This is a genomic window from Burkholderia sp. DN3021 (assembly GCF_049805555.1).
Taxonomy (GTDB): Bacteria; Pseudomonadota; Gammaproteobacteria; order Burkholderiales; family Burkholderiaceae; genus Burkholderia; species Burkholderia pyrrocinia_C.
In genome coordinates, this window is the sequence record NZ_JBNCAB010000028.1 from 35,226 (window position 1) to 48,065 (window position 12,840).

Genomic DNA, 12,840 nt, shown 5'->3' on the forward strand with positions numbered 1-12,840 from the left:
TGACAGTTACAGGAAAACGTAATGGCTAAGGCTTCGAACACCGCGGCGCAACGCGTTCGCAAGAAGGTTAAGAAGAACGTCGCTGAAGGTGTGGTTCACGTCCACGCGTCGTTCAACAACACGATCATCACGATCACCGATCGCCAAGGCAACGCGCTGGCATGGGCGACGTCGGGCGGCCAGGGCTTCAAGGGCTCGCGCAAGTCGACGCCGTTCGCTGCTCAGGTCGCAGCCGAGTCGGCCGGCCGCGTCGCGATGGAATATGGCGTGAAGAATCTGGAAGTGCGGATCAAGGGCCCGGGCCCGGGTCGCGAGTCGGCAGTGCGTGCACTGCACGGCCTCGGCATCAAGATCACCGCGATTTCGGACGTCACCCCGATTCCGCACAACGGCTGCCGCCCGCCGAAGCGTCGTCGTATCTAAGAATGTGCTGGCACGTTCGTGCTGGCGCATTGCCTGTCGCCGCTCAGCGTCGACGGGCGTTGCTTTTTTGATTGACTAAGCCCACCGTTCGCCCCAAAGGGAGCGGACTAGCGCGGATTTCGATCCGCGTGACTGATTGATAAAGGAATGCAAAGTGGCACGTTATATCGGCCCCAAAGCCAAGCTGTCCCGCCGTGAAGGCACCGACCTGTTCCTGAAGAGCGCGCGCCGCTCGCTCGCCGACAAGTGCAAGCTCGACAGCAAGCCGGGTCAGCACGGCCGTACCTCGGGCGCACGTACGTCCGACTACGGTACGCAGCTGCGCGAAAAGCAGAAGGTCAAGCGTATCTACGGCGTGCTGGAGCGTCAGTTCCGCCGCTACTTCGCTGAAGCCGACCGCCGCAAGGGCAACACGGGTGAAAACCTGCTGCAACTGCTCGAGTCGCGCCTCGACAACGTCGTGTATCGCATGGGCTTCGGCTCGACCCGCGCCGAAGCGCGTCAGCTCGTGAGCCACAAGTCGATCACGGTGAATGGCGTCGTCGCGAACGTCCCGTCGCAGCAAGTGAAGGCGGGTGACGTCGTCGCGATCCGCGAAAAGGCGAAGAAGCAGGCGCGTATCGTCGAAGCACTGTCGCTGGCCGAGCAAGGCGGCATGCCGAGCTGGGTTGCAGTCGATGCGAAGAAGTTCGAAGGCACGTTCAAGCAAATGCCGGAACGCGCTGACATCGCAGGCGACATCAACGAAAGCCTGATCGTCGAATTGTATTCGCGTTAATCGGATTGACAGCCGAGGTACCCCGATTGCGTTACGCAAGGAGGGGCCTCGGCTGTTTATTTTCTGGTTGTTACCGGTCAGCCTTATCGGTGTAACGAGCCGAGGGTATTGAAAAGGAAAACCCATGCAAACCAGTTTGCTGAAACCCAAGATCATCGCCGTGGAATCGCTGGGCGAGAACCACGCGCGGGTGGTCATGGAACCGTTCGAGCGCGGTTACGGCCATACCTTGGGCAATGCGCTTCGCCGCGTGCTGCTGTCGTCGATGGTTGGCTACGCGCCGACCGAAGTCACGATCGCAGGCGTGGTGCACGAGTACTCGACGCTTGATGGCGTGCAAGAAGACGTCGTCAACCTGCTGCTGAACCTGAAGGGCGTGGTGTTCAAGCTGCATAACCGTGACGAAGTGACGGTTACGCTGCGCAAGGAAGGCGAAGGCGTCGTCACGGCCGGCGATATCGAGCTGGCTCACGATTGCGAAGTCATCAACCCGAATCACGTGATCGCGCACCTGTCGAAGGGCGGCAAGCTCGACGTTCAGATCAAGATCGAGAAGGGCCGCGGCTATGTGCCCGGCAACGTCCGTCGCTATGGCGAAGACACGGCCAAGATCATCGGCCGCATCGTCCTCGACGCATCGTTCTCGCCGGTTCGCCGCGTGAGCTACGCTGTCGAAAGCGCACGTGTCGAGCAGCGTACCGACCTCGACAAGCTCGTGATGAACATCGAGACGAGCGGCGTGATTACGCCGGAAGAAGCGATCCGTCAATCGGCCCGCATCCTGGTCGACCAGCTGTCCGTGTTCGCGGCGCTGGAAGGCACGGAAACGGCTGCCGAGGCACCGTCGCGCGCACCGCAGATCGACCCGATCCTGCTGCGTCCGGTGGACGATCTCGAGTTGACGGTTCGTTCGGCGAACTGCCTGAAGGCCGAGAACATTTACTACATCGGCGATCTGATCCAGCGCACGGAAAACGAGCTGCTGAAGACGCCGAACCTCGGTCGCAAGTCGCTCAACGAGATCAAGGAAGTGCTCGCTTCGCGCGGTCTCACGCTGGGCATGAAGCTCGAGAACTGGCCGCCGGCTGGTCTCGACAAGTAAGCCCGGTTGTTGCTGCAGTTGGCAAAGATGCGGATTTTCCTTTAAAATCCGCATCTTGCTTTTTTCGTTACCGGCCCGTGCACCCTCCGAGGTGCGATAGAAGAGCTGGATCAAAACTTTGAATCAAGGAAACTGAAATGCGCCATCGTCATGGTCTGCGGAAACTGAACCGCACGAGCAGCCACCGTCTGGCTATGCTCCGTAACATGTCCAACTCGCTGATCGAGCACGAAGTCATCAAGACGACGCTGCCGAAGGCGAAGGAACTCCGTAAAGTCGTCGAGCCGCTGATCACGCTCGGCAAGAAGCCGTCGCTGGCAAACCGTCGCCTGGCGTTCAACCGCCTGCGCGATCGTGACTCGGTGGCGAAGCTGTTCGACGTGCTCGGTCCGCGTTTCGCGAACCGTCCGGGCGGCTACCTGCGCGTGCTGAAGTTCGGCTTCCGCGTCGGCGACAACGCACCGATGGCACTGGTCGAGCTGCTCGATCGTCCGGAAGTCGACGAAACGGAAAACGTGCAAGAAGCTGAATAAGCTTCCGGTACGCAGCAGTATCTGAAAGGGGCCGAGCGATTGCTTGGCCCTTTTTGTTTTTTGGGGCGCCGGCTGCGATCGATTGTCGCAGGCCGACTCAGGCAGCGTTGCGCGGGCTGCGCTACGATACGGGGCAGCCAGCGTGGTCCCAGGGCGGATTGCCGCGCCGGCAGGAACCGGTAGACCAGCCAGGAGGACGGGGATGATAGTGGTGCTGATGCTGACGACGGTGCCCGACGCGGCGACGGCCGCGGCGCTCGCCGACGGTGCGCTCGACGCGCGGCTTGCAGCGTGCGTGTCGGAGCTCGGCACGATCAAATCGCGCTATCACTGGCAGGGCAAGGTCGAAACGGCCGACGAGATCCAGTTGCTGTTCAAGACGAGCCCCGTGCGGGCGCTCGAACTGGAGCGATTTATTCTTGCGCATCATCCGTACGAGACGCCCGAAATCGTCTCGTGGCAGGCGACGGCATCGGCCGCGTACGGCCAGTGGGTGACCAGTGAAACTCAACGTCTATTTCATGTTTAACGGTATGGCGCTTTCCGTGCGCGTGCGCGCGCTGCGGCTTCTTGCAGTTCTGTTGTCGTTCGTGCTCGTGCTGGGTGGCCAGTCGGTCGCGCGCGCGGCCGACGATTTCCTCGATCCGGCGGTCGCTTTCAAGTTCAGCGCGAGCGAATCGCCGGGACAGGTGGACGTCCGCTTCAAGGTCGCCAACGGCTATTACCTGTATCGCGAGCGGTTCGCGTTCGCGGTGAAGAGCGGGCAGGCGACGCTCGGCGAGCCCCAATTGCCGGCCGGCCACGTGAAGTTCGACCAGACGTTCCAGAAGGACGTCGAGACCTATCGTGACGAAGTCGTGGTGCACGTGCCGGTCAAGCAGGCGTCGGGGCCGTTCGAGCTCGCGGTGACGTCGCAGGGGTGCGCGGACGAAGGGATCTGCTATCCGCCGGCGGAGCACGTCGTGAAGATCGACGGCGCCGCGCTGGGTGCAGCCGCATCGTCGTCCGGCGAAACGGCTGCCGGTAGCTGGTTCGACAAGGTCACGAGCGCCGATTTCGCGCAGTCGCTGCTCGAAGGGCACGGCTTCTTCTCGATCGTCGCGCTGTACTTCGTCGCTGGCGTCGTTCTGAGCCTCCTGCCCTGTTCGTACCCGATGATTCCGATCGTGTCCGCGATCATCATCGGCCAGGGCACGCGCGCGACGCATGCGCGCGGCTTCGCGCTGTCGCTGACCTACGTGGTCGGCATGGCGCTGGTCTATACGGTGCTCGGCATCGCCGCGGCGCTGGTCGGCCAGAGTCTCGGCGCGTGGCTGCAGAACCCGTGGGTGCTCGGCGCGTTCGGCGTGCTGCTCACCGCGTTCGCCGTATCGCTGATTTCGGGCAAGGACATCGCGCTGCCCGAGCGTTGGCAGAACGGCGCGGCCGAGGCATCGAGCGCGCGCCGGGGCGGCCATTTCGCCGCGGTTGCCGCGATGGGCGCATTGTCGGCGCTGGTCGTCGGCGCATGCATGACGGCGCCGCTGTTCGCGGTGCTGGCCTTCATCGCGCACACCGGCAATGCGTTGCTCGGCGGTGCGGCGCTGTTCGCGATGGGGCTGGGGCTCGGCGTGCCGCTGCTGGTCGTCGGCGTCGGTGCCGGGACGGTGCTGCCGCGCGCGGGCGCATGGATGGATGGCGTGAAGGTGTTCTTCGGCATCGTGCTGCTCGCGGCCGCGCTGTGGATCGTGTGGCCCGTGCTCGCAGGCGCTCTGAAGATGGTGCTCGCCGCGTTGTGGCTGCTCATCGCGGCCGCGGCGCTCGGGTTGTTCACGCCGAACGCCGGCGCTGCGTCGATCTGGCGCCGCCTGGGCCGCGGCGTGGGCGCCGCACTCGCGATCTGGGCGGCGACACTGCTCGTCGGCCTGGCTGCAGGGTCGACCGATCCCGTCAAGCCGCTGGCCGTGCTTGCGGCTCGCACGGTTGCGTCAGGCGGCGCTGCGGCGGCGGGCACGGCAGCCGCGCAGGACGGGCCCGCGTTCGCATCGGTGCGCTCCAGTAGCGAGCTCGACGTGCTGCTGAAGACGTCGGGCCGGCCCGTGATGCTCGACTTCTACGCCGACTGGTGCGTGAGCTGCAAGGAGATGGAGCATCTGACGTTTACCGACGCGCGTGTGCAGGCGAGGCTCGCGAAGCTTCACCTCGTGCGCGCGGATGTCACCGCGAACAACCCGGACGATCAGGCGCTGCTCAAGCGCTTCAACCTGTTCGGGCCGCCGGGCATCATCTTTTTCGATCGCAGCGGCAACGAAATCGGGCGCGTGGTCGGCTATCAGGCGGCCGAGACGTTCCTGCGCAGCCTCGATCGGGCCGCTGTCCCGACGGTATGACAGTGTCAGCCGGTGGCGAACCGGGGTGCTCGCGCGGCATGAGTTGACAGCTCGACGTCGGCACGCGGCCTCGATCGACGGTAAACAAAAAAACGGCGGAACACCGAGGTGTCCCGCCGTTTTTCTTTTCGCCCGCCGGCGCGCGATCAGCGTTGCGCTTTCAGCAGACGCGCGGCGTCGAGCGCGAAGTACGTGAGCATGCCGTCGGCGCCCGCACGCTTGAACGCGAGCAGCGATTCGAGCACGACCTTGTCGTGGTCGAGCCAGCCGTTCATCGCGGCAGCCTTCAGCATCGCGTATTCGCCGCTCACCTGGTACACGTAGGTCGGGAAGCGGAACTCGTCCTTCACGCGACGCACGATGTCGAGGTACGGCATGCCGGGCTTGACCATCACCATGTCGGCGCCTTCGTCGATGTCGAGGCGCACTTCGCGCAGCGCTTCGTCACTGTTCGCCGGATCCATCTGGTAGGTCATCTTGTTGCCCTTGCCCAGGTTGGATGCCGAGCCGACCGCGTCGCGGAACGGGCCGTAGAACGCCGACGCGAACTTGGCCGAGTAGGCCATGATGCGCGTATGGATATGGCCGTCGCTTTCCAGCATCTCGCGGACCGCGCCGATGCGGCCGTCCATCATGTCCGACGGCGCGACGATGTCGACGCCTGCTTCGGCCTGCGCACGCGCCTGATCGACCAGGATCTCGATCGTGTCGTCGTTGATCACGTAGCCGTTCTCGTCGAGCACGCCGTCCTGGCCGTGGCTCGTGTACGGATCGAGTGCGACGTCGGTCAGCACGCCGAGCTCGGGGAAGCGCTTCTTCAGCTCGCGCACCGCACGCGGGATCAGGCCTTCCGGATTGGCTGCCTCGCGGCCGTCAGGCGTTTTCAGCGACGGCTCGATGGCCGGGAACAGCGACAGCACGGGCACGCCGAGTTCGACGCATTGCTCGGCGACATGCATCAGCAGATCGACGGACACGCGCTCGACGCCGGGCATCGACGGCACCGGCTGCCGTTCGTTGGTGCCGTCGACGACGAACACCGGATAAATCAGGTCGTCGGTGGTCAGGCGGTTTTCGCGCATCAGGCGCCGGGAGAAGTCGTCGCGGCGCATCCGGCGCGGACGATGAAGCGGATGGAAGCTCATGTCGATTGGGCAGAAATCAGGGCAGTAAGGACCTTACGGAACCCTTAGGTCATTTTCGGGAGCGTTGGTATATGATAGCGATCGAGCGGCACGCGTCGCGTGCAACTCCCCGCTTCTCCTCCCTGAGCGGGTGCCTGTCGTTTTTCGATTAGGCTGTTTGACCCGCCGTTAAACGGCGGGTTTTTTTATGAGCCGGCCGAATCCGCAGGCGCCGTCAGGTGCGCGCCGCCGATCCCGGCCGCGCGTTGCCCGATCATTGTGCTACAGGCTCGCTTTTTTCGTCGGCGACGGACGGCCGCACCCAGCTCTCGATCAACTCATGTGCCTCGTCGAGCCCCGTGCGCTTCAGCGCGGAGAACAGCTGGACCGTCAGCTTGCCCTGGACGCCCTGGTCGCGATACGCATCCAGCCCCTTTTGCGTGGTCCGCAGCGCGTTGATGCTTTCCTGCCGCGTCAATTTGTCGCACTTCGTCAGCAGCGTGTGGATCGGCTTGCCGGTCGGCGTGAACCACTCGATCATGCGGCGATCGAGGTCGGTCAGCGGACGGCGCGAATCCATCATCAGGATCAGGCCGCAGAGCTGCGAGCGGGTCGCGAGGTAGGACGACAGCAGCATTTCCCAGTGCGCCTTCGCGGCGCCCGGCACTTCCGCGTAGCCGTAGCCGGGCAGGTCGACGAGGTTCGCGACGGGCTCGGCGGCCGGGCCGACGGAGAAGTAGTTGATATGCTGCGTACGGCCGGGCGTCTTCGACGCGAAGGCCAGCCGCTTCTGGTTGCACAGCACGTTGATCGCCGTCGACTTGCCGGCGTTCGAGCGGCCCGCGAACGCGATTTCCGGCTGTACCGTCGGCGGCAGGTCGCGCAGATGGTTGACGGTCGTGTAGAAGCGGGCTTGATGGAGCAGAAAGGCCATGGGAACCGGAAGGACGGGCGGCGCGAGCCGCTTGGTGGAGGCGGGGTAGCCCCGATAGGCGCGGGAGCTTTCAACACGATATTGTACAATACGGCGGTTTTGCCGAAGGCCACCGGGCGCCTGCCTCGCGCTTTTATGTGGCTTCTGCGGTAGACTGGTCGCCGTCGTTTTTTGCAGAACCTCAAATTCCCACAAGACGAAACAGGGTGTGCGAATGAATCGACTGTGCAAGTCTCTGATGGTGCTTCAGGTTGCAGCAGGGTTCGTAGGTTTCGTAGCGGAGGCAAACGCGGCGGATGCGGCAAAGCCGGATCTCGACCGCGGCAAGGCGATTGCCGGGCAGGTCTGCGCGTCGTGTCACGGCGCTGACGGCAATAGCGCGTCGGGCAGTTTCCCGAAGCTTGCCGGCCAGCATCCCGAGTATCTGGTCAAGCAGTTGAACGACTTCAAGACGCAGCCGGGCGCGAAGGGGCCGGTGCGTACCAACGCGGTGATGGTCGGATTCGCGAGCGCGCTGAGCGCGGACGACATGCGCAACGTCGCCGCGTACTACGGGTCGCAGACGACGAAGCTCGGTACCGCACGCGATGCGGCGACCGTGCCGATCGGCCAGAAGATCTATCGCGGCGGCATCGCGGAGAAGGGCGTACCTGCCTGCGCGAGCTGCCACGGGCCGACCGGGCAGGGGCTTCCGGTCCAGTACCCGCGTCTGTCGGGGCAGTGGGCCGATTACACGGTCGCGCAGTTGACCGCGTTCCAGCAGGGAGCTGGCGCGCGCAACAACAACGACGCGATGCATCAGATCGCGACGCGCCTGTCGGACAACGAGATCAAGGCCGTCGCGGATTACATCGCGGGCCTGCGTTGAGCGGTCGGTCGCGAATGGAATGACCGGGCGCCCGAAGGGCGTCCGGAGTCAGAACAAGAAAAGGGTGGGGCGCCGCACCGTTGCGGTCGCCTTGCCCTTTTTTGTTGTCAGTCGGAGTTTGAATGAGCGTTACCACGTCGGGGTTGCAGTCGAAGTCGGGTCAGGGTGCGCCGAAGCGCGCGGTCGAGCTGCTGAGCTCGATGCGCTTCGCGATCGCGCTGCTGGTGGTGCTGTCGATCGCGAGCATCATCGGCACGGTCCTGACCCAGGACGATCCGTATCCGAACTACGTGAACCAGTTCGGGCCGTTCTGGGCGGACATCTTCCGCTCGCTCGGCCTGTACAACGTGTACAGCGCGTGGTGGTTCATGCTGATTCTGATCTTCCTCGTCGTGTCGGTCTCGCTGTGCGTGATCCGCAACGCGCCGAAGATGCTCGCCGATGCGAAGAGCTGGAAGGACAAGGTCCGCGAAGGCAGCCTGCGCGCGTTCCACCACAAGGCCGAGTACACGGCTTCCGGCACGCGCGCGACGGTCGCGGCGACGCTAGCCACGTTCGTCACCAAGGCAGGCTACAAGCACGTCGTGCGTGAAACCGACGGCGCGACGCTGATCTCCGCGAAGCGCGGTGCGATGACCAAGTGGGGCTACATCTCCGCCCACCTCGCGATCGTCGTGATCTGTATCGGTGGCCTGCTCGACAGCAACCTGCCGATCAAATTCCAGATGTGGATGTTCGGCAAAAGCCCGGTCAACACGAGCGCGACGATCAGCGAGATCTCGCCCGACCATCGCCTGTCCGCGTCGAACCCGACGTTCCGCGGTTATGCGTGGGTGCCCGAGGGCCAGTTCGTGTCGACCGCGATCCTGAACCAGCCGAGCGGCTCGCTGATCCAGGACCTGCCGTTCTCGATCCAGCTCAACAAATTCATCGTCGACTACTACACGACGGGCATGCCGAAGCTGTTCGCGAGCGACATCGTCGTGATCGATCGCGAGACCGGCCAGAAGATCCCGGCGCGCGTCGAGGTCAACAAGCCGTTCACGTACAAGGGCGTGTCGATCTACCAGTCGAGCTTCCAGGACGGCGGCTCGCAGATGCAGATGACGGCCTACCCGATGACGGGCGGCAACGCGAAGACCTTCCCCGTGCACGGCACGATCGGCAGTTCGGCGCCGCTGCAAATGCCGGGCGCCGACGGCGACACGATCGAGTTCGCCGATTTCCGCGCGATCAACGTCGAGAACATGGCCGACGCGAACGGCAAGCTGGACGTGCGCGGCGTCGCGAAGACGGCGTCGCTGAAGGAGGCGTTCGACGAACGGCTCGGCTCCGGCGCGAAGACGTCGAAGCCGATGCAGCTCCACAACATCGGCCCGTCCGTGCAGTACAAGATCCGCGGCAAGGACGGCCAGGCGCGCGAATTCAACAACTACATGCTGCCCGTCGACATGAACGGCGAGCGCGTGTTCCTCGCCGGCGTGCGCGCGAGCCCGAACGATCCGTTCCGCTACATGCGGATTCCGGCCGACAGCCAGGATTCGATCGGTGAATGGATGCACCTGCGCGCCGCGCTCGAGGATCCGGCCGTGCGTGCCGAAGCCGCCGCGCGCTTCGCGCAGCGTTCGCTGCCGGGCTCCGACGCATCGCTGCGCGGCCGCCTGCAGGACAGCGCGTCGAAGGTGCTGACCCTGTTTGCTGCAAGCGACGACAGCGGCGGCCGCGGCGCCGACGGCCAGCCGATCGGCGGTTTCCAGGCCGTGGCGACGTTTATCGACCGCACGGTGCCGAAGGCCGAGCAGGAGAAGGCCGCGAGCCTGCTGCTGCGGATGCTCGAGGGCTCGATGTGGGAGGTCTGGCAGATCTCGCGCGAGCGCGTCGGCCAGCCGGCTGCCCAGCAGGGCACCGACACGATCCGCTTCGTGCAGAACGCGATCAATGCGCTATCCGACAGCTTTCTGTATGGATCGCCCGTCTATCTGCAGCTTGACTCATTCAAGCAGGTGCAAGCTTCGGTATTTCAGTTGACGCGCGCACCCGGCAAGAATCTGGTGTATCTTGGCAGCCTGCTGCTGGTCGCCGGCATCTTCTCGATGTTCTACGTGCGCGAACGGCGCCTCTGGTTCTGGCTCAAGGATGCCGGCTCGGGCGTCGACGTGGTGATGGCGATGTCCACGGCCCGCAGGACCTTCGATTTCGAGAAAGAATTCGTGCAGACGCGCGACGCGGCCGGCGTCGCCTTGCGCGCCGCACCTCGCGACGCCGCGCCCGCCGGTGCGGCATCGACGGCCCGCCCGCCTGCCGGCGGCGGTTCGGATTCCGAGAATTCCACCCGGTAACGTCATGGATCTCACGCAAGTTTCCTCCTCCCCTCGGGCGTCGGCCCAGGCCCCGGTTTCGGCGCCGCTGTTCGACGACCGTCCGTTCCTCGCGCGCCTGTCGCTGATCGACTGGCTGTTCGCACTGGCGCTCGTGGTGGGCGCGGGCTATGCGCTCGTGCACTACAGCGCGCACATGGATTACTACGACAAGGCGGTGATGATCGGCACCGTGCCGGCGCTCGTCGCGCTCGGCTGGCGCTGGAAGCCCGCGCGGCTGATGATGGCGTCGATCGCCGTGCTGTCGCTGCTGTCGATCCAGATCTACCAGGGCGATCTCGGGCGCGCCGATTCGGCGTTCTTCCTCAAGTACTTCCTGTCGAGCCAGTCGGCGATCCTGTGGATGAGCGCGCTGTTCGTGCTCGCGACGGTCTTCTACTGGATCGGCTTGCTCGCGCGCTCGGAAACGGGCGCCGCGATCGGCCAGAAGCTCACTTGGGTCGCCGTGCTGATGGGCTTCACGGGGCTGATGGTGCGCTGGTACGAGTCCTACCTGATCGGCGCCGACGTCGGGCATATCCCCGTGTCGAACCTCTACGAGGTGTTCGTCCTGTTCAGCCTGATCACCGCGCTGCTCTACCTGTATTACGAAGGCCACTACGGCACGCGTTCGCTCGGCGCGTTCGTGCTGCTGGTCATCAGCGCGGCGGTCGGCTTCCTGATGTGGTACTCGGTCGCGCGCGATGCGCAGCAGATCCAGCCGCTGGTGCCTGCGCTGCAGAGCTGGTGGATGAAGATCCACGTGCCGGCGAACTTCATCGGCTACGGCAGCTTCGCGTTGTCGGCGATGGTGTCGGTCGCGTACCTGATGAAGGAGCGCGGCGTGCTCGCCGATCGCCTGCCGACGCTCGAGGTGCTCGACGACGTGATGTACAAGTCGATCGCGGTCGGTTTCGCGTTCTTCACGATCGCGACGATCCTCGGCGCGATGTGGGCGGCCGAGGCATGGGGCGGCTACTGGAGCTGGGACCCGAAGGAAACCTGGGCGCTGATCGTGTGGCTGAACTACGCGGCGTGGTTGCACATGCGGCTGATGAAGGGCCTGCGCGGCGCGGTTGCCGCCTGGTGGGCACTCACGGGCCTGCTCGTGACGACGTTCGCGTTCCTCGGCGTCAACATGTTCCTGTCCGGGCTGCATAGCTACGGCAAGCTGTAAGATTTCGGCCGCTCGTCCGACTATAAGACCGCCGGTGCACTGCGTGCCCGGCGGTTTTCCTTTGTAACGGGCGGGCGATCCGGGCGTCGAACGGCGCATGACGGGCCGGGTCGAACGCTCAGGAAGCGTGCGCGCGGCGCATGCAGGAGGAGTAGCACGATGTGGATCAAACGTCCTTTGCGGAACGTACTGACCGGCGCCGATATCTCGCACAGCGAGATCACGCCGCGCGCGGTGTTCGAGAACCGGCGGCGCGTCTTGCAGGCGGCCGGCCTCGCGGCGGCGGGCGGGTTGCTCGGCGGCAGTGGTGCGGCATTTGCCGCGTATGCATCGCCCGACGCGCGGGCGGCGAAGCTCGCGGCGAAAACGAACCCGAAGTTCGTCGCGGCCGACAAGGTGACGCCGTTCAAGGACATCACGTCCTACAACAACTTCTACGAATTCGGCACCGACAAGAGCGACCCGGCGCAGAACGCCGGCACGCTGCGGCCGCGCCCGTGGCGCGTGAGCGTCGAGGGCGAGGTGCTGCACCCGAAGGTGTTCGATCTCGACGAACTGCTGAAGCTCGCACCGCTCGAGGAGCGCGTGTACCGGCTGCGCTGCGTCGAAGGCTGGTCGATGGTGATCCCGTGGATCGGCGTGCCGCTGTCCGAGCTGATCAAGCGTGTGCAGCCGACCGGCAATGCGAAATACGTGCAGTTCATCACGCTGGCCGATCCGTCGCAGATGCCGGGCCTCTCGACACCCGTGCTCGACTGGCCGTATTCGGAAGGGCTGCGGATGGACGAGGCGATGAATCCGCTGACGCTGCTGACGATGGGCGTCTACGGGGAGGTGCTGCCGAACCAGAACGGCGCGCCGGTGCGAATCGTCGTGCCGTGGAAGTATGGCTTCAAGAGCGCGAAGTCGCTCGTGAAGATCCGCTTCGTCGACCAGCAGCCGAAGACGAGCTGGAACACGTACGCAGCGAACGAATACGGCTTTTATTCGAACGTGAACCCGAACGTCGATCATCCGCGCTGGAGCCAGGCGACCGAGCGGCGCATCGGCGAGGACGGCTTCTTCACACCGAAGCGCAAGACGCTGATGTTCAACGGCTACGGCGATCTGGTTGCGTCGATGTATCAGGGCATGGACCTGAAAAAGAACTTCTGAGCGCGACGGTGAGAAACGAC

At 64.5% G+C, this 12,840-nt stretch carries 12 protein-coding genes; 10 read left to right on the plus strand and 2 right to left on the minus strand.

Features of this window, described 5'->3' with window-relative positions; genetic code table 11:
- The first annotated feature begins 21 nt into the window (after nt 1-21).
- The 6 genes from rpsK (at nt 22) to dsbD (ending at nt 5,205) form a co-directional block, all read left to right on the plus strand.
- On the plus strand, nt 22-423 hold the full coding sequence (gene rpsK / locus ACPUER_RS16150; RefSeq protein ID WP_004197937.1) for a 30S ribosomal protein S11: 402 nt from the start codon (nt 22-24) through the stop codon (nt 421-423).
- A 154-nt stretch (nt 424-577) separates the two neighbouring features.
- Nucleotides 578-1,201, plus strand: a complete 624-nt coding sequence (gene rpsD, locus ACPUER_RS16155; protein ID WP_012362893.1) for a 30S ribosomal protein S4 — start codon at nt 578-580, stop codon at nt 1,199-1,201.
- Nucleotides 1,202-1,325: 124 nt separating this feature from the next.
- A complete protein-coding gene (locus ACPUER_RS16160) occupies nt 1,326-2,303 on the plus strand; it encodes a DNA-directed RNA polymerase subunit alpha (RefSeq protein ID WP_006477176.1) in 978 nt (325 codons plus the stop codon).
- Nucleotides 2,304-2,440: 137 nt separating this feature from the next.
- Nucleotides 2,441-2,836 carry a 50S ribosomal protein L17 gene (gene rplQ, locus ACPUER_RS16165; protein WP_006477175.1) on the plus strand — a complete coding sequence of 132 codons (396 nt, stop codon included), beginning with the start codon at nt 2,441-2,443 and terminating at the stop codon, nt 2,834-2,836.
- A 202-nt stretch (nt 2,837-3,038) separates the two neighbouring features.
- Nucleotides 3,039-3,365, plus strand: coding sequence for a divalent-cation tolerance protein CutA (gene cutA / locus ACPUER_RS16170; RefSeq protein ID WP_072443822.1), 327 nt, complete (start codon nt 3,039-3,041; stop codon nt 3,363-3,365).
- Complete coding sequence (dsbD, locus tag ACPUER_RS16175) at nt 3,358-5,205, plus strand: protein-disulfide reductase DsbD (RefSeq protein ID WP_425131565.1); 1,848 nt, start codon at nt 3,358-3,360, stop codon at nt 5,203-5,205. Before cutA ends, dsbD begins: the two co-directional genes overlap by 8 nt.
- 146 nt (nt 5,206-5,351) lie before the next feature.
- Here the strand turns inward: dsbD and hemB are convergent, their stop codons facing one another.
- Both hemB and yihA read right to left on the minus strand, forming a co-directional pair.
- The gene (hemB, locus tag ACPUER_RS16180; protein WP_310142019.1) at nt 5,352-6,350 is read right to left on the minus strand and encodes a porphobilinogen synthase; all 999 of its coding nucleotides are present in this window, start codon (nt 6,348-6,350) and stop codon (nt 5,352-5,354) included.
- A 253-nt stretch (nt 6,351-6,603) separates the two neighbouring features.
- Nucleotides 6,604-7,263 (minus strand): ribosome biogenesis GTP-binding protein YihA/YsxC, encoded by a 660-nt coding sequence (yihA, locus tag ACPUER_RS16185; protein WP_034183610.1) that lies wholly within the window; start codon nt 7,261-7,263, stop codon nt 6,604-6,606.
- A gap of 214 nt (nt 7,264-7,477) precedes the next feature.
- Here yihA and ACPUER_RS16190 point away from each other — a divergent pair, with 214 nt between their 5' ends.
- The 4 genes from ACPUER_RS16190 to msrP all read left to right on the plus strand — a co-directional run bounded on the left by ACPUER_RS16190 (nt 7,478) and on the right by msrP (nt 12,820).
- Entirely contained in the window at nt 7,478-8,131 is a 654-nt protein-coding gene (locus tag ACPUER_RS16190; protein WP_175963257.1) for a c-type cytochrome, read from the plus strand.
- Between the two features lie 122 nt (nt 8,132-8,253).
- Nucleotides 8,254-10,470 carry a cytochrome c biogenesis protein ResB gene (locus tag ACPUER_RS16195; RefSeq protein ID WP_175963250.1) on the plus strand — a complete coding sequence of 739 codons (2,217 nt, stop codon included), beginning with the start codon at nt 8,254-8,256 and terminating at the stop codon, nt 10,468-10,470.
- Nucleotides 10,471-10,474: 4 nt separating this feature from the next.
- Entirely contained in the window at nt 10,475-11,665 is a 1,191-nt protein-coding gene (gene ccsB, locus ACPUER_RS16200; protein WP_425131566.1) for a c-type cytochrome biogenesis protein CcsB, read from the plus strand.
- Nucleotides 11,666-11,824: 159 nt separating this feature from the next.
- Nucleotides 11,825-12,820, plus strand: a complete 996-nt coding sequence (gene msrP, locus ACPUER_RS16205) for a protein-methionine-sulfoxide reductase catalytic subunit MsrP (protein WP_425131567.1) — start codon at nt 11,825-11,827, stop codon at nt 12,818-12,820.
- The last annotated feature ends 20 nt before the right edge of the window (nt 12,821-12,840 follow it).